General features: G+C 52.5%; 22 protein-coding genes and 1 pseudogene. 18 read left to right on the top strand and 5 right to left on the bottom strand.

From position 1 onward, the window contains the following. Positions 1 to 40: 40 nt before the first annotated feature. The gene (locus P1P89_03005) at positions 41 to 1,897 is read right to left on the bottom strand and encodes an aldehyde ferredoxin oxidoreductase C-terminal domain-containing protein (protein MDF1590460.1); all 1,857 of its coding nucleotides are present in this window, start codon (positions 1,895 to 1,897) and stop codon (positions 41 to 43) included. Positions 1,898 to 2,076: 179 nt separating this feature from the next. Between P1P89_03005 and P1P89_03000 the strand changes: the two genes are divergently transcribed. After that, positions 2,077 to 2,259 carry a hypothetical protein gene (locus P1P89_03000; GenBank protein MDF1590459.1) on the top strand — a complete coding sequence of 61 codons (183 nt, stop codon included), beginning with the start codon at positions 2,077 to 2,079 and terminating at the stop codon, positions 2,257 to 2,259. Positions 2,260 to 2,306: 47 nt separating this feature from the next. Here P1P89_03000 and P1P89_02995 read toward each other — a convergent pair whose 3' ends face one another. Together P1P89_02995 and umuD are read right to left on the bottom strand one after the other, a co-directional pair. Next, entirely contained in the window at positions 2,307 to 3,578 is a 1,272-nt protein-coding gene (locus P1P89_02995; protein ID MDF1590458.1) for a Y-family DNA polymerase, read from the bottom strand. A gap of 177 nt (positions 3,579 to 3,755) precedes the next feature. Then, the gene (gene umuD / locus P1P89_02990) at positions 3,756 to 4,187 is read right to left on the bottom strand and encodes a translesion error-prone DNA polymerase V autoproteolytic subunit (protein MDF1590457.1); all 432 of its coding nucleotides are present in this window, start codon (positions 4,185 to 4,187) and stop codon (positions 3,756 to 3,758) included. A gap of 329 nt (positions 4,188 to 4,516) precedes the next feature. Here umuD and selD point away from each other — a divergent pair, with 329 nt between their 5' ends. The 17 genes and pseudogenes from selD (at position 4,517) to ahcY (ending at position 18,852) form a co-directional block, all read left to right on the top strand. Then, on the top strand, positions 4,517 to 5,566 hold the full coding sequence (selD, locus tag P1P89_02985) for a selenide, water dikinase SelD (GenBank protein MDF1590456.1): 1,050 nt from the start codon (positions 4,517 to 4,519) through the stop codon (positions 5,564 to 5,566). A 69-nt stretch (positions 5,567 to 5,635) separates the two neighbouring features. Next, positions 5,636 to 6,232, top strand: a complete 597-nt coding sequence (gene yedF / locus P1P89_02980) for a sulfurtransferase-like selenium metabolism protein YedF (protein ID MDF1590455.1) — start codon at positions 5,636 to 5,638, stop codon at positions 6,230 to 6,232. Between the two features lie 183 nt (positions 6,233 to 6,415). Beyond that, positions 6,416 to 6,625: a hypothetical protein gene (locus P1P89_02975; GenBank protein ID MDF1590454.1), complete on the top strand. Its 210-nt coding sequence runs from the start codon at positions 6,416 to 6,418 to the stop codon at positions 6,623 to 6,625. After that, complete coding sequence (locus tag P1P89_02970) at positions 6,618 to 8,408, top strand: Na(+)/H(+) antiporter subunit D (GenBank protein MDF1590453.1); 1,791 nt, start codon at positions 6,618 to 6,620, stop codon at positions 8,406 to 8,408. Before P1P89_02975 ends, P1P89_02970 begins: the two co-directional genes overlap by 8 nt. 44 nt (positions 8,409 to 8,452) lie before the next feature. After that, positions 8,453 to 9,067 (top strand): annotated as a pseudogene (locus P1P89_02965) (cytidylate kinase-like family protein). 140 nt (positions 9,068 to 9,207) lie between these two features. Next, positions 9,208 to 9,783, top strand: a complete 576-nt coding sequence (locus P1P89_02960) for a Na+/H+ antiporter subunit E (protein ID MDF1590452.1) — start codon at positions 9,208 to 9,210, stop codon at positions 9,781 to 9,783. Next, the gene (locus P1P89_02955; protein ID MDF1590451.1) at positions 9,783 to 10,091 is read left to right on the top strand and encodes a monovalent cation/H+ antiporter complex subunit F; all 309 of its coding nucleotides are present in this window, start codon (positions 9,783 to 9,785) and stop codon (positions 10,089 to 10,091) included. Before P1P89_02960 ends, P1P89_02955 begins: the two co-directional genes overlap by 1 nt. A gap of 3 nt (positions 10,092 to 10,094) precedes the next feature. Continuing rightward, the gene (gene mnhG, locus P1P89_02950) at positions 10,095 to 10,424 is read left to right on the top strand and encodes a monovalent cation/H(+) antiporter subunit G (GenBank protein ID MDF1590450.1); all 330 of its coding nucleotides are present in this window, start codon (positions 10,095 to 10,097) and stop codon (positions 10,422 to 10,424) included. Next, the gene (locus tag P1P89_02945) at positions 10,421 to 10,666 is read left to right on the top strand and encodes a DUF4040 domain-containing protein (GenBank protein ID MDF1590449.1); all 246 of its coding nucleotides are present in this window, start codon (positions 10,421 to 10,423) and stop codon (positions 10,664 to 10,666) included. Before mnhG ends, P1P89_02945 begins: the two co-directional genes overlap by 4 nt. Beyond that, entirely contained in the window at positions 10,663 to 11,493 is an 831-nt protein-coding gene (locus tag P1P89_02940; GenBank protein ID MDF1590448.1) for a Na(+)/H(+) antiporter subunit B, read from the top strand. The genes P1P89_02945 and P1P89_02940 overlap by 4 nt, the downstream gene beginning before the upstream one ends. A gap of 2 nt (positions 11,494 to 11,495) precedes the next feature. Next, positions 11,496 to 11,897: a cation:proton antiporter subunit C gene (locus P1P89_02935; protein ID MDF1590447.1), complete on the top strand. Its 402-nt coding sequence runs from the start codon at positions 11,496 to 11,498 to the stop codon at positions 11,895 to 11,897. Positions 11,898 to 11,899: 2 nt separating this feature from the next. Further along, complete coding sequence (locus P1P89_02930; GenBank protein ID MDF1590446.1) at positions 11,900 to 13,384, top strand: monovalent cation/H+ antiporter subunit D family protein; 1,485 nt, start codon at positions 11,900 to 11,902, stop codon at positions 13,382 to 13,384. Between the two features lie 2 nt (positions 13,385 to 13,386). Continuing rightward, positions 13,387 to 14,868, top strand: a complete 1,482-nt coding sequence (locus P1P89_02925; protein ID MDF1590445.1) for a monovalent cation/H+ antiporter subunit D family protein — start codon at positions 13,387 to 13,389, stop codon at positions 14,866 to 14,868. 11 nt (positions 14,869 to 14,879) lie between these two features. Beyond that, positions 14,880 to 15,356 (top strand): cyclic nucleotide-binding domain-containing protein, encoded by a 477-nt coding sequence (locus tag P1P89_02920; GenBank protein MDF1590444.1) that lies wholly within the window; start codon positions 14,880 to 14,882, stop codon positions 15,354 to 15,356. Between the two features lie 166 nt (positions 15,357 to 15,522). Continuing rightward, positions 15,523 to 16,395, top strand: a complete 873-nt coding sequence (panC, locus tag P1P89_02915) for a pantoate--beta-alanine ligase (GenBank protein ID MDF1590443.1) — start codon at positions 15,523 to 15,525, stop codon at positions 16,393 to 16,395. Further along, entirely contained in the window at positions 16,392 to 17,555 is a 1,164-nt protein-coding gene (metK, locus tag P1P89_02910) for a methionine adenosyltransferase (GenBank protein MDF1590442.1), read from the top strand. Before panC ends, metK begins: the two co-directional genes overlap by 4 nt. Positions 17,556 to 17,595: 40 nt before the next feature. Next, complete coding sequence (gene ahcY / locus P1P89_02905) at positions 17,596 to 18,852, top strand: adenosylhomocysteinase (GenBank protein ID MDF1590441.1); 1,257 nt, start codon at positions 17,596 to 17,598, stop codon at positions 18,850 to 18,852. Between the two features lie 116 nt (positions 18,853 to 18,968). Here ahcY and P1P89_02900 read toward each other — a convergent pair whose 3' ends face one another. Then, positions 18,969 to 19,736: a FecR family protein gene (locus P1P89_02900; protein MDF1590440.1), complete on the bottom strand. Its 768-nt coding sequence runs from the start codon at positions 19,734 to 19,736 to the stop codon at positions 18,969 to 18,971. Between the two features lie 18 nt (positions 19,737 to 19,754). Further along, the gene (locus P1P89_02895) at positions 19,755 to 20,918 is read right to left on the bottom strand and encodes an S-layer homology domain-containing protein (GenBank protein ID MDF1590439.1); all 1,164 of its coding nucleotides are present in this window, start codon (positions 20,916 to 20,918) and stop codon (positions 19,755 to 19,757) included. Between the last annotated feature and the right edge of the window lie 83 nt (positions 20,919 to 21,001).

Genomic DNA, 21,001 nt, shown 5'->3' with positions numbered 1-21,001 from the left:
TCGTCTTTTCCTGATTTTTGCATGGTCCAGGCGCAGTCAATTACAGGTCTTTGATCAGCTCTTTGAGATCAAGCTTTTCCAGCGTTTCAGGCAGCGGCACGCCGGTTTGCGGATCCCAGCCCATCAGGGTGTAGTAATTCTTTACCATCCAGTCCCATTTTTCCATGATGTCGACCCCTTTGTTGGGACCGTCAACCGGCACTGAGCCGTAACGGACCGATGGCCGCTCATCTTCAATATCCAACCCGTGCCTGAGGTTAAAAATGCGCAGTTGGTTGACGATGCGCCGGCCTAGGGTAAAGGCATCTTTAAGCGCCCAGTCCCATCCGGTGGCCGCGTTGAAACAGGCGATCAACCGCTTGGGATCGGCGGCCACAAATCGGCAGGTGCCGGTGCAGTCGTGATATAGACCGATACCGTTATGCCTGGCGTTGAAGGTGGAAACCTGTTCATGGGAAAAATAATCGCTGGGCTCTTCAATATCCACCAGTTTAGGCTGGATCGGCCCGTGGGTCGCTTCCAACGTGCTGGTGTTGGTCAGGCAGGTGTCAAAAAGCTCAAACCATCTTCCGCGACCACGATGGTCGTGGCCCCTGGGGGCCGAGCCTTTTTGGGTATAGACGGCCCAGTCGGCGGCTTTACCGCCGATCTTTTTGGAGGCCCGCATGACCCCGTCGGCAAGCAGGTCGCCGAAAGCGCCCTCCCGCCGGGCAATCCGGTTCATCAGGGTTTTGACGGCTTCCACATTGCCCCAGCTTAGATCGAGCCCGTCGGTCTCTTTGGTGGTAAAGACGCCCTTTTGAAAGCATTCCATGGCCCAGCCGATCACCCAGGATGTTTCGTTGCAGTCCATCCCAAGGGTATCGACTTCGTTGGACAGCATGACCACCGCCCCCAAATCCGTGTTGCCGATCTGAGGCCCCCAGGCCGCCAGCATTTCGTATTCAGGCTCTTCGCCCACAAACCCTTTGTAGGGTCCCTCTGTGACGGTAACCTCTTTGACATGGGCGACCGCGCACTTGTAGCAGGGTCTGGAGCGAATCTTGAAATGGGTCCGCATGTACTGCCCGTTCATTGTTTCATGCTCCGGAAAAACATTGGTGGTATAATTCTTAACCGGCAGGGCGCCGAGACCATGCGTCGCTGAAAACCCGCCGCCGGTGCCCCACTCATAAATTCGGGTGGTTTTGGCGTATGCTACCATATCCGCCGCTTTTATTTTCAGCAGGTCCGGATCGTAGACGCTGAAAGCTGCCGCTGCTTTAAGGGCCACCACCGCTTTCAGATTCTTGGCCCCCATTACGGCCCCCAGGCCGTTGTGGGAAGCGGAATGGCCGGCGTCGCCAACAATACAGGCGTGTCGAACGAGATTTTCTCCGGCAGGGCCAATGCCGAAAACACTTGCCCCGGATTTGCCGACCCCCAGTTCTTTTTTTAAGATAGCCTCGACCTCACCAACGGTTTTTCCCTTGATGTGGTTGGCATCTCGAATTTCAGCCGCTCCCGGTCTGAGCAGAAGGTAGACAAGCTTCGGTGCTTTGCCCTGGAAAATAATGCCGTCGTAACCGCAAAATTTCAGGTAAGCCCCGAAAAAACCGTTTGCCTGGGAAGACCCGGCCAGGTTGGTCATGGGGCCCTTTGCCATGATGTTGATTGTTGCGGCGCCGGCAACCCCGGTACCGGCCAGCGGTCCGGAAGTCCATATCAGGCGGTTTTGCGGATCAGACCATTTCACTTCCGACGGCACCTCATCATAAAGATATTTTGCGCCGAGGCCGACACCGCCGACCCATTTCCGGACGGTTGCTTCATCCAGATCCTCCGCCCCTATTTTTTCTTCGGACAAATTCACCCGCAAAATTTTTCCTGCATATCCGATTTTCGTCAAATCGACCATCTGAACCCTCCTTTATAGTTTCACCCGTTCAACACTTTCGGTGTGGTCTTCTGCCCGGTATATTTTCTTGACAAATACCCTGCTTTGGTTTTGTAAAACAAATAGGAAACTTTTTCAAGCAGCACCTCCGCCTGCCCCATGACATCTTTTTGGCGGTAGGCAAGATAGAGAGAAAACTCATGGCATTTGTCAAAATTCCGGGGCTTGCCGGAAAATTATATGTCCCGGACAAAAAGCCGAAAACCGAAAAAAAACACGCCTGTGAGGATTGTTTTTCCTGCCAGAACTGCGGGGACGACCGCTGTCAGGTTTGCCGCCGGGAGCGAAGGCTCCCCTGCAGAAAATCTACCGAAATCAAATAACGCTTCAGCCCCGGGAAATGGGCAAAAGGGGGCGTTTTGCAAAGGTCTCACGTTACCGTCGGCAACTGCGCCCAGTTGGTGGTATAGGCCGGGGAACGCTTTTTAAAGGCCGTCCGCCAGCGCTGCCCTTTTCCCAGACCGGCGGCGGCATAGAGCAGGGTGCCGGCGCCCATTTGGGTGTTGATGCGGTCCAGCGTCTGCATCAGTTTTTTGGACCGGCGGCGGTCCCTGTCATCAAAGAGGCCGGCCTGAATCGGACCGGCGCTCACCAGATCCTTAAACATCACCCCGGCACGCTTATAGCAATACCCCCGGCGGTAAATCGCCCGGAGCCCCTCACCGGCATAGTGGATCAGTTCGGCCGTATCGCTGGTGGGCACCGGCAGCCGGATGGTTTCCAGGTTGCAGTAGTACCGTTCCTGCTTAAAACGGTTGGTCATCAGAAAAACCATGAGAACGCCGGCAGCGACGTTTTCCTTGCGGAGTTTCTCGGCCCCGCGAGATACATAGGCGGCAACCGCCTCGTTGAGCTGCGCCAGGGATTCGACTCCCGCCTTGAAACTTCGCGAGACCGTGATCCCTTTTTTAACGGGGGGGTTTTCTTCCAGGGGATAACAGCAACATCCTTTGAGTTCCTGCTGCATACGGGTCCCCACGACCCCCATCCTGCCCCGGATAAACTCCCGGTCGGCATCGCGAAGCTGCCGGGCGTTGATAATGCCGCTTTTCTTAAGAAACTCGGCATAGCGGCGGCCGATCCCCCACACGTCGGCCACTTCCACTTCGGCCAGCGCCCGGTCCTGAAGGGGGGAAGCGGTCAAATTCAGGACACCGCCCGTTTTTTCCGATTGTTTCGCCAGCCGGTTGGCTATCTTGGCCAGGGTCTTGGTTTCCGCAATCCCGACGGAAACGGGAATCCCGGTCCACTGCCTGACAGCGGCCTGGATGCGACGCCCGTATTCGGTGAGACCGTCCCCCGGCAGATCCGACAGGTCCAGGAAGGCCTCGTCAATGGAATAGATTTCCATTTCCGGCGCAAACTGCGCAAGGGTTTCCATAACCCGCCGGGACATGTCGCCGTACAGGGCGTAGTTGGAGGAATACACCTGGATATCATGGGTTTTTATCAGGGCCTGGATCTCAAACACCGGCACGCCGAACCGGAAACCGAGCGCCTTGGCTTCGTTTGAGCGCGCCACCGCACACCCGTCATTGTTGGACAGGACGATGACCGGCTTTCCGGCAAGCCTGGGGTTAAACACCCGCTCACAGGAAACATAGAAATTGTTGCAGTCGACCAGTGCAAAAACCTTGGACATAAAAGCGATCTTTTCTGATTAGTCTTCCAATTGAAAGGAAGGAATCCAGGATTCCAGGGTTCACGGTTTGAAAACGTTCCGGGTTTTGCCGGGATGCCAGGATGCGTGGATGCTATGGTGTTAGGGAATTTTCTTTTGAACTTTCCTTGCTTCCCGGCCTCCCAGCTTTCCAGCCGGCTATAACGGATGTATGACGCTCGTCACCACCCCCCAGATCTCAAAATTCATCTCCGCGTTGATTTGCAGCGGTTTATAGTTTTCGTTTTCGGGCATTAATAAAATTTTGTCCTTGAGCCTGCGGATCCGTTTGACGGTCAGCTCTCCCTCAATCACCGCGATGACGACTTTTTTGTCGGCCGGCTCGATGGAACGGTCCACGATCAGGATATCGCCGGGGTGGATGCCGGCTGCGATCATGGAATCGCCGGCTACACGCACAAAAAAGGTGGCGGCCGGGTGTTTAATCAGGTATTTGTTCAGATCGAGCTTACCCTCAAGGTAATCTTCAGCCGGGGAAGGAAACCCGGCCGCCACCGGAACCATGAACAAGGGCCGCTCACAAGCTGTGGAAAGGTCCGGAGAAAACACTGCATCTACTGTTGTAACCATTAAAGTCACCTGCCTGTTTTTTTATCAAGCTGTTTGAGTTTGAAAAATCATAGCACGATCCGAATGCGATTTCAAAAAATATGAGTAAATCCCTCTCGCCGAGATATATTAAGAGAACATTTTAGCCTCAGCGTGGATACCGATAAATAACACACGATTTATAATATGCATTGAGATTTTCGATGAAAGCAAATTTATACATCATAATTACCTATTTAACATATTTATAATTTCCATGGAATAATTTTTTTATTGAAGAACCCTGCATTCCCGCCATGGCGGGACGGGGAATGCGCTCGTTTTTGCGATTTAAATAAAGGAGGACACCCATGGAGGATAAAAAAAGAATGCGCCTGACGGAGATGTTAACAGGGGCCGGCTGAGCGTCCAAACTTCCTCCAGGGGACCTGGACAGGGTGTTGCGCGGCATGGTGTTTCCGACGGATGAGAACGTTCTCGTGGGGTTAGGCAGTGCGGACGATGCCGGTGTTTACAAAATTTCAGACGACCTGGCGCTGATCCAGACGGTTGATTTCTTCACACCCGTCGTGGACGATCCATACTGGTTCGGACAAATTGCCGCCGCTAACGCACTGAGCGATGTCTACGCCATGGGTGGAACACCAAAGACCGCCATGAACCTGGTGGCCTTTCCGGTCAAGGAAATGGATTTATCGATTCTTCGGCAAATTATCCAGGGTGGCCTTGACAAACTGACGGAGGCTGAAGTGGTTCTCATCGGCGGGCATAGCATTGAGGACAAGGAATTAAAGTACGGCCTGTCCGTTACCGGATTCGTGCACCCGGCGCGGGTGCTTATCAAGAAGAACCTGCAGGCGGGAGACCAGATAATTTTGACAAAACCGCTCGGCACAGGAATTGTCAGCACCGCCATCAAGGCAAGGATGGCTTCTGCGCACCTCACAGATAAAGTGACCCATTTGATGGCCTTGCTCAACCGAGACGCCACCAGGAGCATGTCGAATTTTAACGTCAGTGCCTGTACCGATGTTACCGGCTTCGGTCTGCTCGGGCACCTGGCCGAGATGGTCTGCGGGTCGGGAATGAGCGCGCGGGTCTTTTCCGAGCAGGTGCCGGTGATTGCGGAAGCCCTTGAATTTGCAGCTATGGGCCTGATCCCTGCCGGTGCATACAAGAACAGGGAGTTTCGGGAGCCGATGATCGCCTTTGCGGAACCGGTAAAGCGTACCCGGCAGGATATCCTGTTCGACCCCCAAACGTCGGGTGGATTGCTGATTAGCATAAACGGCCATCAAGCTGGCAAACTCGTTGAAGCCCTGAAAAATGCGGGCATCTCCGATGCGGCTCAGATTGGGGAAATACTAAGCGGTCCGGAAGAAAAAATATGGGTTGTATAAGGCGCCAGTCACCCCACTACACCCTACGACAACAAAATTTCAAATAAAAGTTATATAGGAGGTTTTAGCATGAAGGAAATAGATGTCCGTGGATTGGCCTGCCCGGCGCCTGTGCTTCAAACCAAAGCAGCGCTGCAGAAGGAAAATCTCCAAAGCGTAAGAATTGTTGTCGACAATGCCGCTTCCCAGCAGAATGTTCAACGCTTCCTGGAGTCCCAGGGTTTTCAGACGACGCTTGGACAAAATGAGGCTGATTACCTGGTCATCGGGACCTGTGATGCAGCGCCCGATATACCGCCCCGTTTATCCGAGGAGAAAAAATCCGGTGAAAAAAAGATCATGGTCATGTGCGCTACCGACCGCATGGGTTTCGGAGACGATGACCTGGGCCGGAAGCTGATGTTCAATTTCCTGCGCACGCTTAAAGAAATGGGCAACGAGTTGTGGCGGCTGGTATTCGTGAACAATGGTGTGAAGCTGACCATCGACGGCTCGGAGGTGATAGAGGATCTCAAAAACTACGAAAAGGAAGGGCTCAAGATTCTGGTGTGCGGCACTTGCTTGAACCATTTCAATCTTCTGGAAAGAAAACAGTCCGGCGAGACGACCAATATGCTGGACATCGTCACCGCCATGCAGTTGGCCGACAAGGTGATCAATATCTGATTCGGGGGAAATCTATTACAACTAAAAACGACCCCCAAATTCCCGCTTGACCTTAAACCGATTTTTCACTATAGATCCTTTAATGTCCGTTAACTTCAGCGCGTTGGAAAACTGACCGACCTGTTGTCGCTGTCTCCAGAGAATCACCGGACCGCGAATATCGATCTTGGAGGATTACCGCTGGTGAAAAAACTACGCCTGGCCCTGTATATCGGCATTGCAGCAGTGTCTCTTCTCGGTTTTATCTTTCCTTACCAGCATCCCCATTTCTGGTGGCAAAAAATTCCCGTCTTTGATGCTGTTTTTGGTTTCGTCGGTTGCATCGTCATTATCCTCTTTGCCAAAGGGCCGGGTCACCGCTGGCTGACGCGAGACGAGGATTACTATGATTAGCATCGTCCCGCCGGCCTTTATCTACTTTATCGGCGCTCTCATCCTGCCTTTTTTGCCCGGCAGAAAGATGAAGCAGACCCTGGCGCTGCTGATACCGGTGATTGCCTTTATCGATCTTCTCTACATGCCCCACGGTGTCTACTGGACCTATCCGTTCCTCGGCTACGAGCTGGTCCTGGGAAGAGTGGATAAGCTCAGCATGGTCTTTGGGTATGTTTTTGTGATCATCTCTTTTCTCAGTATCCTTTACGCCATTCATATCCGAGAATACGGCCAGCATGTCGCCGCCTATCTTTACGTCGGCAGCTCGCTCGGCGTGGTGTTTAGCGGCGACCTCTTCACGCTGTTTGTCTGCTGGGAAATTATGGCGGCCGCTTCGGTCTTCCTGATCTGGTACGGGAGAACAAAAGCCTCTCTGGATGCGGGGTTTCGTTATATTCTGGTGCACCTGGCCGGCGGCTGCATCCTGATGGCCGGCATCGTGATGCAGGTGGTTCAAACCGGCTCCATTGGATTTTCAATGTTCGACTTCGGCACCACCGCCGCCAAATTTATTCTGGCGGGGTTTATCATCAATGCCGCGGTGCCGCCGCTGCATGCCTGGCTGCCCGACGCTTATCCCGAAGGGACCATCACCGGCAGCGTCTTTATGACGGCTTTTACCACGAAAAGCGCCGTATATGTCCTGGCCCGCTCCTTTGCCGGCGTTGAAATTCTGGTCTGGCTGGGCGCCGTTATGACGATCTACGGGGTCGTCTACGCCGTCCTTGAAAAAGATCTGCGGCGGCTGCTGGCCTACCATATCGTCAGCCAGGTCGGGTACATGGTCTGCGGCGTTGGACTCGGCAGTCAAATGGCCATCAACGGGGCCAGTGCCCACGCTTTCTGCCATATTCTCTACAAGGCCCTGCTGTTTATGGGGGCCGGGGCTGTGATCCATGTTACCGGAAAAAGAAAAATGACCGACCTGCAGGGACATAATCTCTATCGCAAAATGCCGCTCACCCTGGCCTTATACATGGTCGGCGCGTTTTCGATTTCGGCGGTGCCGCTCTTTAACGGGTTTGTCAGCAAAACCATGGTGGTGGCTGCCGCCGGGAAACTCGACCGGCCCGCAATTGAACTGATGCTGCACCTGGCCTCCATCGGCACCTTTCTCAGCGTCGGCCTGAAACTCCCGTGGGGCACCTGGTTCGGCAAGCCGGACGCTAAACCGGACGAAATATCCCCGGCCAAGGAACCACCCATCAACATGCTGCTGGCCATGGGGTTGACCGCTTTTCTGTGCATTTTTACAGGGATTTATCCAAAACCGATTTATGATCTATTGCCCTATGCCGTTGACTTTCATCCTTATGAAGCCGGTTATGTCGTCGCCGCACTGCAACTGTTGCTCTTGACGGCGGCCGCCTTCTGGATTTTTATCGACAAATTAATGGCCGGCAAACCGGCCGTTTCTCTGGATACCGACTGGTTTTACCGGATGTTCGGCCGGGCGCTCTTCCGGTTTTGCCATTCTCCCCTGCAGGGGTTCAGCAACTCCCTCCGGTCCTGCACTACCGGCGGAACCGCCCGCCTTGCCGATTTCAGCCGGAACCCTCTGACCGTACTGGAAATGCTGTGGCATAAGCTGCAGGGTAAAGCCGTGCCGGACAAATACCCGGCCGGTCGTATCAGTTCCACAACAAACCGTCCGTTTCCCATCGGATGGGGTGTCTGCGTTTCAATACTTTTTCTTTTTTTCTATGGGCTGGTTTACCTGAGACTGTCTACATTTTTTTGATACCCCCTTCATAGATGAAATCGCTTTATACGGAAGGAGGACACATGGCGGTAATTACAATTTCAAGACAATACGGCGCCGGGGGTAAAACACTGGGCCAGATGGTCGCCCGGAAACTGGGATATTATTTTGCCGAGGATGATATCATTCAAATGGTTGCCCGTGCAGCAAAGGTATCCAAAGACTGGGTGGAGTGCATTGAAAGGGAGGCCGGCAGCACCCTGCTCAAGTTTATTTCCGGACCGGGCCGAAAAAAATTTCTGCACCGCTGTTCCGACACCCAGAAAGGTTAGATTGACGAAGAAATCTACGTTGATTTGTTAAATCAGATCATTACCAAAATTGCCAAGGAAGGAAATGCAGTCATCCTCGGCAGAGCCAGTCAATACATCCTTAAAGATCAAAAAAGTGTATATCATGTCCTGTTGGTAGCCGATAGAGTGGACCGCCTCAAGTTTCTGCAAAAACATTACAGATTCCCGCCTGCAAAGGCAAAACAGGTGGTAAACCGCCGGGAAAAGCGAAGGGCAAATCTGTATCGCAAGTTCGGCAGGAAAGATTATGACCAGCCGCACCTGTACCACCTGGTCCTCAATATGAGCCAGCTCGATTTGAAACGAGCCCTTAAATTGATTTGCGCCTTGGTAGGGAAATATTAAATTTGACATTTTTTTGTCTTTAAGCATAACATAATTTGAACAAAATGGTTGGTTTTACTTGAAGTTATGCACATGTCGCGCTTTTGAGTTTTGCATTGGTCCCGAATCTTCACCATCTCGATTGAACAGGAGCATCTTACGTGACGGCTGAAAAGCAAAAAAACCACCAGAATGCGCCCGCGTTTTCTCAGGATACGGAAGACCCGCCGGTTCGTTCTCAACCCAAAAAGAATGTACTCCCGCATATACTGACGTTTATAATCATGTTCAGCGTATGGATTCTTTTTTCGGGCAAATTTGACCGATTCCATATCTCCCTCGGCATCATATCCTGTGCGCTTGTTTCAGTGTTCGGCAGCGAACTGTTGTTCCCTGATCTGAAAATAAAGGAACTCCCGATTGTCTGGTTCCGCTTTATCCGGTATGTCCCCTGGCTGCTGTACCAGGTGCTGGTGGCAAACATCCATGTGATGTACCTTGCGTTTCATCCCAAAATGATCGATCTGATCGACCCGCAAATTATCGTTTTTAGAAGTCGCTTAAAAAGTGACCTGTCCCTGGTAACGCTGGCCAATTCCATCACGCTGACCCCCGGAACGATTACGGTTTATGTTTCAATCTTCGGTGATGTTACGGTTCACGCCATCGACGTGGAGTCCGGGCAGTCCCTGCCCTGGATCATGGACGCTCGGATAGCTGAAATTTTCGGTGAATAATGGATACCTTTTTTCTTTATTCGGGCATTTACCTGGGCATTCTGATGCTGATGCCGCTGTACCGCGCCGTGGCCGGGCCGACCATCCTTGACCGTATTATCGGCGCAAACGCCATCGGCAGCAAAACAGTCGTCCTGTTATTAATGGTCGGCCTCATCTATCAGCGGGTAGACATGTTTGTGGATATCGCCCTGGCTTATGCCATGCTGAATTTCATAGCCGTCTTGGCGGTTTCCAGTTATTTTCATAAGCGCAAGGGCCTGTATGACGAGGCCCCTCGCCTTAAAGCCACCGAGAGAAGGAGCTGACCGATGGTGATCGCGGCCGTCATTTTTTTACTCCTGGGGCTGCTGTTTTTCACGGGGGGTTCCGTCGGCATCATCCGTTTCCCCGATTTTTATTCGCGTCTGCATCCGGCGGGAAAACTCGACACCATGGGGGTGCTGATGGCCATGGCGGGAATGGCATGCTATACCCTAAACCATTTTTCCGTGGATGCTTTGCTGACCAGTCTGAAGATCATGCTGATCGTCGTCTTTGTTTTTATCACCAGCCCCACCGCGACCCATGCGATTATGGATGCCGGCGCCAGAGCCGGCCTGCAGCCGTGGACCAAGGAGCATAAGGAGGAACCGGAATGATCTGGCAGCTCGATTTCATCATCCTGACGCTGGTGATTATCAGCGGCATCGCGGCCATCAGCATCAAGGACCTGTTGGGCGCGGCTGTTTTATTCGGGGCTTACAGTTTCATGATGTGCCTGTTGTGGTCCATCATGGGGGCCGTGGATGTTGCCTTTACCGAGGCGTCGGTGGGCGCCGGCGTCAGCACCGTCCTGTTTGTGGCCGCCGTTTTTCGAACAACCCGGAGATCCAGAGATTGAATAAAACCATTGGGTTCATCACCGTTGTACTGTGCGGCGTGATGCTGCTGATCGGAACAGCCGATTTCCCGGACTGGGGGGACCCGCAATCTCCGGCCAGCAGGCATGTTTCGCCGTATTATATTGAAAAATCCATTCCGGAAACTTCCGTCCCCAATATTGTCACTGCCGTACTTGCGGATTACCGCGGCTACGACACCATGTTTGAGACAACCGTAATTTTTACGGCCGGAATTGCCTGTTTTTTTCTGCTGCGGGTCCGTCGTAAAGAGCCTGAAATAAGATACTACCGACATATTCCCACCGGCATCACCCTTCGCATCGAACAAGGGGCGAAACTTCCGGAGGATTCCAAGGTGTTTGAAAGAATCGACACGCTGTATGCTCCCCATGATCTGATCATTAAAACCACAGCCCGCCTGATTATCCCCTTCATACTGATCTTCGCCCTGTATGTTATCGCCCATGGACATCACAGCCCCGGCGGCGGTTTTCAGGGCGGGGTGATCCTTGGGGCCGCCATTATTTTGTTTGCAATTTCATATGACTTGAGATCCGCAAACCGAAAACTGTCCGAAAAGGCGGCCGCTCTTCTCAGCACCATCGGTGTCTTTATTTATGCGGGCACCGGCGCGCTTTGCCTGTTGCTGGCCTCAAATTTTTTAGACTACGGCGCCCTGGCGTCAATCCTGGGTGTTGATCCGGTGACCGCGCGCTCCCACGGAATCCTTATTGTCGAAATCGGGGTCGGCACCACCGTAATGGCGGTCATGGTCTGGATTTATTACAACCTTTCTTCCCGTGGCAGGCAAGATGAGGGCCTCTGAACATGGACGACATATTATCCATCCTGATTTCAAAATATAATTATTGGGGCTATATCATTCTGATGATGGTGGGACTCTACGCCATGATCATCAAGAAAAACCTGGTGAAAAAAATCATCGGCATGAGCATCATGCAGACCGCCATTATATTTTTTTATGTGTCCGTCGGGGTTAAAAAAAACGCGACCATCCCCATCATCACCCATGGACACAACGGCGCTGCTGATATCGTCCGGGCCAGCGACTACATCAATCCGCTGCCGCATGTTCTCATGCTCACCGCCATCGTCGTGGCGGTGGCGACGTTAGGCGTAGCGTTGGCTTTGGCCATAAAGGTTTACCGGCATTACGATACGCTGGAAGAAGACGAGATCCATGACTTCCTGAAAAAGCAGGTGGAGTAAAAATGAGCGACCATTTTCCGGCCTTGATCATTGTGGTTCCACTGCTTTCCGCCTTTTTGATTGCCGCAACCGGCTGGATCAGGCGGATGCTCTGCTTCCCCATCGCAGTATTTGCCATGGCCGTATCGCTCTATTCCGCAGTTGCGCTGCTTCTCAAGGTCGTCAGTAACGGGCAGGTCATCTACCATCTGGGCGGCTGGTCGCCCCCCTGGGGAATCGCTTACCACATTGATTATTTAAACAGTATTGTTTTGATTGTGGTGGCAGCGGTCGCCTTTATTAATCTGCTGGCTACCCGAAGCAGCGTCGCTTTGGAGTTTCCTGAAAAACTCGGCCCGTTTTACGCGCTTTATGTCCTGTTTGTCACCGGGCTTCTGGGAATCGTCGTAACCGGCGATGCTTTTAACCTCTACGTTCTTCTGGAAATTGCGGCATTGACCGGCTATGCCCTTCTTGGAATGGGGGAAGGCCGGGCGCCGCTGGCCAGCCTGAACTATGTCTTCATGGGAACCATCGGCGCCAGTTTTTATCTGCTGGGAATCGGCTATCTTTATCTGGCCACCGGTTCGTTGAACATGGCCGATATTGCCGCATTGCTGCCGGAGATTTACCATTCTAAAGTCGTGCTGCTGGCCTTTATCATCTGCATGACAGGGCTGTTTATAAAAATGGCGATGTTTCCCCTGCATCTCTGGCTCCCGGATGCGTACGCCTATTCCCCATCGGCATCCATCAGCCTGATCGCCCCCCTGACCACCAAAGTGATGGTATATGTCATGATCCGAATCGCGCTGACGGTCTTTACGCCTCGTTTCACATTTGCCAGCCTGAAAGTAAGCACCTCCTTTGTATGGCTGGCCGCCATCGCCATTGTGATGGCCTCGATCCTGGCGCTTTCACAAAGAAGTGTGAAAAAGATGCTGGCGTACATTATTATTGCCGAAGTCGGTTATATGGTCGGCGGTTTGTGGCTGGGCAATCGCAACGGCATAACCGGAGCGATTCTGCATATCATCAACGACGCCGCCATGACCTTGTGTGTTTTTCTGGCGGCGGGCAACCTTTTATTTAAACTGAAACATGATTCTTTCGACCATTTGAAGGGAGTGTTTCGTAAAATGCCTTTTTCCATGGCGGCCCTGGTAATCGGCGCGTTATCCATTATAGGGGTGCCGCCCACCTGCGGATTTTTCAGCAAATGGTATCTCATTTGGGGAGGGATTGATGCCGGCCAGTATGGTTTTGTGGCTGCCTTGATATTCAGCAGCCTGGTGAATGTGGTCCTCTTTTTCAGGATCTTTGAAATCGGCTTTTTTGAGCCGGCCCAGGAACACCACTCCTCCGACAGTACGCCGGTTGAAGAGGCGCCCATAGAGATGCTGGTGCCGCTGATGGTTGTAGCCGCCCTGCTGATTGTTCTGGGATTTTATACGGACGACATTGTAAACAACATCATTCGATTTGCGATTCCAGCCGGTATTACCTGAATATGGACACACTGATATCCATAAAACCTTTGCTGGCCGTTCTGATCTCACTGCTGATCCCCATCCTGCTGATGGTCAGCGGAAAACCGAATCTGCGCGAAACCTGGACGTTTGTTGCAGCCGTTGCAAAATTTCTGATTATCGTGTCCATGCTCCCGGCAATCCTCAGCGGCCATCAAATCGAATTTACCGTCGCCCGGATCCTGCCGGCCGTCGCAATCAAGTTCCGGGTCGATGCATTCGGAATCCTTTTTGCGCTGGTATCCTCTTTCCTCTGGATTATCACATCCGCCTATTCCATCGGGTACATGCGGGGGCTGGATGAACACAGTCAGACCCGCTATTTTTGTTTTTTTGCCCTTTCCCTTTCCGCAACCATCGGGGTAGCCTTTTCAGCAAACCTGCTGACCCTCTATCTTTTTTATGAAATGCTTTCTTTTGCAACCTATCCGCTGGTTGTCCATCATCAGGATAGCGAGGCCAGAAGCTCCGGACGAAAATACCTGCTGTACATCGTTGGCTTATCCATTGCTTTTGTCCTGCCGGCCATGCTGATTATCTACAGCAAAACCGGCACCCTTGATTTCGCACGCCAGGGAATTCTGGCCGGCGCCGCATCACCGTCTTTAGCCTTCCTGCTTCTCCTGCTGCTGTTGTTCGGGTTCGCAAAGGCTGCCATGATGCCGTTTCATTCCTGGTTGCCGGCGGCTATGGTCGCCCCGACACCGGTCAGCGCACTGCTGCATGCGGTTGCCGTAGTCAAAGTGGGGGTCTTCAGCATTCTGCGAGTCCTGACCGGCGTATTCGGAACGCAGTTTTTATCATCACTTCATATGGGTGAGGTCGTTGCCTACATCGCCGCTTTTACCATTATCGCCGCTTCGCTGATCGCGCTCGCTCAGGATGAGCTGAAACGGCGGTTGGCATTTTCCACCATCAGCCAGCTTTCGTATATCGTTTTGGGGGCGGCACTGCTGTCGCCCAAAGGCTTGGCCGGCGGCATGATCCATATCGCCATGCACGCCTTTGGAAAAATAACCCTTTTTTTCTGCGCCGGGGCTATCTTTGTTGCCACCGGAACCAAACATATCAGCCGAATGACCGGAATCGGCAAACAGATGCCGGTGACCATGGCGGCTTTTTTTATCGGCGCCTTGAGCGTCATCGGTCTGCCGCCCACCGGCGGTTTTATCAGCAAATGGTATCTGGTTTTAGGAACGCTGGAAGCCGATCAGCGGCTCATGCTGCTGGTGCTCTTGACCAGTTCGATTTTAAACGCAGCTTACTTCTTGCCGATTGTCTATCGCGCCTTTTTCTGTGCGCCCCAGGACGCCCTGTTCGACGGCAAGGGCCGGGAAGCGCCGCCCTGGTGCCTGGTGTCGCTTGTTGTGACGGCTGTCGCTTCAATTGTTCTGTTTTTCTATCCACAGCCATTTGTCGCCCTGGCCAATATGGCTGCCGCCTATATTTTTATCGGTCCTTAAAGGAGCAACCCATGGTTTCGCGGGAAGATTTAAAGCAGATTGTCATCTTGAAATATCTGGACGACCAGATGCTGGACAAGTTAATGCCGCTCGTCAATCAGATGATGTATCATCAGAATGACATCATATTTAAAGAAGGCGATATGGCGGATTATTTTTTTATGCTGGCAAGGGGAAAGGTCCTTTTAGAAAAACGACTTTCTGAAAAGGTTACCGTTTCGGTGGGTGCGGTCAAAGCCGGATTTTCCTTCGGCTGGTCGTCCATGCTGGACGACGGGGCCTATACCTCCGATGCGGTTTGCGCTGAAACCTGTGCAGTTTACTCGGTCAGAAGAGAAAAAATGTTGACCCTGATGAACGCGGATCCCTCCATGGGGTATATTTTCACCCAGCGGCTGCTGCGGATCATTAAAAAACGGCTGGATCATCGCACCGAACAATTTCTCAGAGCGATCCAGAATCATCCTGATATTCAATCCCTTTTTTAGGCAATCTTTTTGCTCAAAGAGCTTCCCGGTTTAAAACGCAATTGCCCGGCAAACAACAGGCGTTGACCATTTCCACAGAGAATTGCTGCTTTTTTTCTCCATAAGTTGACATTCCGATAGAATTGATCTAAATAATCGTTTTTTCAAATAAGCTGAGGTGACATCCATTAAAATTATCTATTCCATTGCAGAAATGCAGACGCATTCCAACCTGCTGCGGCAACAAGGCAAAACCATCGCCTTTGTTCCCACCATGGGATTTTTGCATGACGGTCACCTTGCCCTTATCCGGGAAGGGCGTAAAAGGGCCGATAGCCTGATTGTCAGCATATTTATCAATCCGGCCCAGTTCGGGCCGACTGAAGATTTAAAAACCTATCCCCGCAATTTTTCCCGGGACCTTGAATTGACCCGTAAAGAAGGCGTGGATTGTGTGTTCGCCCCTTCCGAAACAGAACTTTATCCGGCGGGATTCCAGACATTTGTCAGCCTTGAAACCCTTCCCGGACATCTGTGCGGAATTTCCCGCCCCCACTTTTTTCGCGGCGTTGCCACGGTGGTGACCAAACTCTTTAATATCGTAAACCCCCAGGTGGCGATATTCGGTCAAAAGGACTTTCAGCAGCTGGCCGTCATCCGCCGCATGGTTCAGGATTTAAACTTTGATATTGAAATCGTCGGCTGCCCAACGGTCCGGGAAGCGGACGGACTGGCCATGAGTTCACGCAACAGTTATCTGTCGCCGGACCAGCGGCGCCATGCCCGCTGTCTCTATGAGGCCTTAGAAAATGCCCAGGTCCTGCTCGACAGCGGCATTGATGATGCCGGTCGTCTGATTAAGGGCGCATCCGAACGGATTCTTTCGCACCCCCAAACCGACATTGATTATATCGCCGTCTGTGACCCGGAAACACTTGAAGACATCACCACCATTAACAAACCGGCATTAATGGCGCTCGCCGTCAAGATAGGGGCAACCCGTCTGATCGACAACAGGATACTGGATCCCAGTGAAAAAAACAAAGGAGACACCCAATGAGTAAAGAACAATTCTTTTTTACATCTGAATCCGTTACGGAAGGACATCCGGACAAGGTCGCTGATGCCATCTCTGATTCCATCTTAGACGCGATTATCGCCCAGGACAAAAAATGCCGGGTTGCCTGTGAAACCCTGGTAACGACCGGCCTGGCGTTTATCGCCGGCGAAATAACGACCTCCTGCTATGTTGAAATGCCCGTGATTGTCCGAAACACCATCCGCGATATCGGGTACCATTCTTCCCAGATGGGTTTTGACTGGCAAACCTGTTCGGTGATTACCAGCATCGACCACCAATCCCCCGATATCGCCCAGGGCGTGGATAGAGAAAGCACTTTGGATCAGGGCGCCGGGGACCAGGGCCTGATGTTCGGTTATGCCTGTGACGAAACGCCGGAACTGATGCCCCTGCCGATCATGTATGCCCACCATCTCTGTAAACGGCTGGCGGCGGTCCGTAAAAACGGTCCCCTTGATTTTCTGAGGCCGGACGGCAAATCCCAGGTCACCATCGAATATGAAAACGGTACGCCCAAACGGGTCGATACGGTGGTCATTGCCGCACAGCACAAACCCGATGTTACCCGGGAAGACCTGACCGAGGCCATTATCGAAGAGGTGATCAAAAAGGTAATTCCCAAAAACATGGTGGACGGCGACACCCGTTATTTCATCAACGCCACCGGCCGGTTTGTCATCGGAGGGCCCATGGGCGACTGCGGTCTGACCGGACGCAAGATTATCGTCGACACCTACGGCGGACAGGGAAGCCACGGCGGCGGCTGTTTTTCCGGCAAGGACCCCTCCAAGGTCGATCGCAGCGGCTCCTATATGGCCCGACACGTGGCTAAAAATATTGTAGCGGCCGGCATTGCCAAAAAATGCGAAATTCAGATCGCCTATGCCATCGGCGTCGCCCAGCCGGTGTCCATCATGCTGGACCTGATGGGAACCGGCGTGATCCCCAAACACCGTGTGGTTGAAATTGTTAAAGAGGTTTTTGATTTAAGGCCGGCGGCCATTATCGAGTATCTCGATCTCTTAAGGCCGATTTACCGAAGAACAGCCGCCTATGGGCATTTTGGCAGGAACGATCCGGATCTGACCTGGGAAAAGACCAACATGGCGGACAAACTGAGAGAAAAAGCAGGCCTGTAGGGGTTGTTAATGGCTTCAAAACAAGAGAGGAATACTCATCATGAATTTTGATATAAAGGATATAAAACTCGCAAAAGAAGGCGCGCTCAGAATCGGCTGGGCCAACCAAAGCATGCCGGTGCTCAACCGCATCAAAGACCGGTTTAACAAGAAAAAACCATTAAAAGGCATCCGCATCGCCGCCTGCCTGCATGTCACCACTGAAACCGCTTCGCTGATGCAAACATTAAAGGCGGGGGGCGCCGGCGTCGTCCTGTGCGCTTCCAATCCCCTGAGCACCCAGGATGATGCCGCCGCTTCTCTGGTTAAGAATGACAAAATTTCCGTCTTTGCCATTAAGGGCGAAAACAACAAAACCTATTATCAACATATCAACGCCGCCCTCGATACCAAACCGCACTATACCATGGACGACGGCGCCGACCTGGTATCGGTACTGCATTCCGAACGGACCGAGCTGATCGCCAACGTGCGCGGCGGCACCGAAGAGACCACTACCGGCATCATTCGCCTGAAAAGCATGGCGGCCGACGGCGTCTTGCAATACCCCATCATCGCGGTAAACGACGCCCGCACCAAGCACTTCTTCGACAACCGCTACGGCACCGGCCAAAGCACCATCGACGGCATCATCCGGGCAACCAACCGCCTGATAGCCGGTTCCAGTTTCGTGGTCTGCGGGTATGGCTGGTGCGGCCGCGGACTGGCCATGCGGGCCCGGGGCATGGGGGCCAATGTGATTATAACGGAAGTCGACGCGGTTGCCGCCCTGGAAGCGGTCATGGATGGATTCACGGTGGCGCCCATCAAACAGGCCGCCAAAGTCGGCGATATTTTCTGCACCCTGACGGGAAATATCAACGTCATCCGCAAAGAACACTTTAAAACCATGAAAGACGGCGCCATCGTGGCCAATTCCGGTCATTTCAATGTGGAGCTGGACCTGGAGGGACTGACCACCATTACCAAATCAAAGCGGACCATCCGCCCCTTTGTGGAAGAGCATGTCATTGAAAACGGGCGTCGCATCAACGTCCTCGGCGAAGGCCGGCTGATCAACCTGGCGGCTGCCGAAGGCCACCCTTCCAGCGTGATGGACATGAGTTTCGCCAACCAGGCCCTCAGTATCGAATACATGGTCAAAAGCAAAACAAAGTTCGCCAATGATGTGTATCCGGTGCCGGCGGATATCGATATGTCCATCGCCAGGGAAAAACTCACCGCCATGGGGATCAGCATTGACAACTTGACGGCCGAACAGAAAAAGTATCTGTCGTCATGGACCATGGGGACATAAGGTTTCAATTTATAGTTTTGCAGGTTTTTTGATAATATCAACAGAGATAAAACTTATGGCCTTTCCTGAGGAAAGGCCATAAGTATCCTGATTCTCCAGTAAATCCTGTCAGCCCTTTACCGGTCTCTGTCAATATTCCAGCGCACCCAATCATCCAGGTCGGCCTCTGCTGAAAATCGAAAGGGTTCCGACGGGGTGCCGTCCGGTTGGATGTTGATCTGCTGCATGGCGCCGACGATACGGGTCCACTGCTCCATGGATACGGGATGCGGCCCGGGAATCGGCCGCGGACCCTGGATGACGGAGGGTTCCCCCAGCCTGGGGGGTTGCGCAGCAGCGGTTTCCGGTCTTCTGCCGCTGACCTCGACCTCTCCGTCATACACCTTGACCATGGCCGAGTTATCCGAGTCCACATTCATCCGATAGGTGGTTCCCCGGACACCGGCAACGGCTGTATGGGCCGAAACCGCAAAGCGGTCTTCCTTGTTTAAAAACTTGGCCACTTTGGCCCACAATTTACCTAAAATCATGGCCACATCGATATCCCGCTGCTTTTGCTCCTGATCAAAGGATGCCGATTTGAGGACGAAGATGGTCATTTCGTCAAAGCGGATATAACTTTGATCCGGCAGCTTGAGTTCGATCCTGGATTTTTTTTCGGTTTGCACGCGATCGTTTTGTTTTAAATAATCCCCCCGGGCCAGGGAACGAATCCGGGTCAGATCTTCCTTGATTAAAAACGCGCGCCCCTCCAGCATTGTAACGACCGTTTGGCCGCCCGCGGTCTCGATGCTGACGGCCTTGCTTTGGGCCTGTGACAAACACGGGTTCAAAAACAACCAGATTACCATTAACGCTAGCGCTGTTTTAAAAAAAAGCCTCATGGACTCCACTCCTGATGGTTACAGCTGTGTTTTCAGCGCCCGAATGCTCAAAAGGGCATCGGCGCCTGATATCAGACCCATCGGATCGAACTCTCCGGTCCGAATGTCCTTTGCGGTCATAATGCCCCGAGTCGTGCAGGTCATTACGGCATTAAAATACGGCAAGTCAGATCGCAAGTCCGGAAAGGGTGATTTGCTGCCGATAAACTGCGTGGCCAATGCATCCGAATGGGTAATCTTGATCAGGATATCCTCGACCATCATGGCGAATTCAGCCCGGCTGACCATCTGGTTGGGCCGGTAGGTGTGGTCGGGAAACGGCTGCAGACCTTTGATGCCGATTTCGATCACCGCGTTGATGTCGGCTTTCAGGACGTGGTCATCGATGTCAATGGCCGGCGCCACCTTAACATATTGTCCGGAGACGAACCCTTTATCCGGACTTTTAAAAGACGAATCAAATTTTTTCGGTGTTTTTTTGGCATAGATCTCATCGATTTTAAGCTCTTCGATAAAAAGAGCGGCAACATCCGCACGGGTTATCTGCTCCAGAATGGCGATCTTTTTCCCATAAATGGAGCCGGGCATGGCCCTTTCGATCTTCTGTGTCAACGCGTATTCCCGGTCCGCTTGGGCGATAAAACCGCTGTTGAGTTGGAGGACTTTCTTAAACTGTTCCGAAGCCTTGGCAAACTCAAAAGATAATTTATAGGCGACCCCCATGTAATAATAAGCCTCCGGGTGGTTGGGCCCGTTCTTTTTGGCTGTGCTGAATTCATCTTCCACCAGCTCCAGCCAGTCTTTGTCGATCTTTTCGCCGCCCATAATATAAACCCGCATGAAACCGACGCTGACGGATCGCTTCTGCTCGTCATCGCGGCTGTACTTTCGGGCGGTCTTCATGGTTTTTATTCCACTTGCAAAATCCCCCCGGTAAGCCGCCACCAGCCCCAAGCCGATATAGGCGGGTGCATATTCCGGATCCAGCTCCTTGGCGCGGTTGAACTCAAAAAAAGCCGCATCGATTTTTCCGTTTTCGAGCAACTTATTACCGTTCTTGACATGATGTTCCGGAGTATCCAGTTTTGCCTGGGGCGCATCAGCTTTCGGGCCGCATGCCGCCAACGCCAGCAGGCATATCAATACCATCGACAGGTAGAGAAATTTGTTTCTATACAGCATAAAACCTCCTTGACCAAGCTGCCGGAAAGCAATTGCTGCGCTTCGGCAAATATTTTTCCAGCAGGCGAATCGGTATATTTATT

Source organism: Desulfobacterales bacterium (assembly GCA_029211065.1).
Taxonomy (GTDB): Bacteria; Desulfobacterota; Desulfobacteria; order Desulfobacterales; family JARGFK01; genus JARGFK01.
The sequence above is the reverse complement of the archived record's forward strand: the minus strand, read 5'-3'. Positions and strand labels throughout refer to the sequence as shown.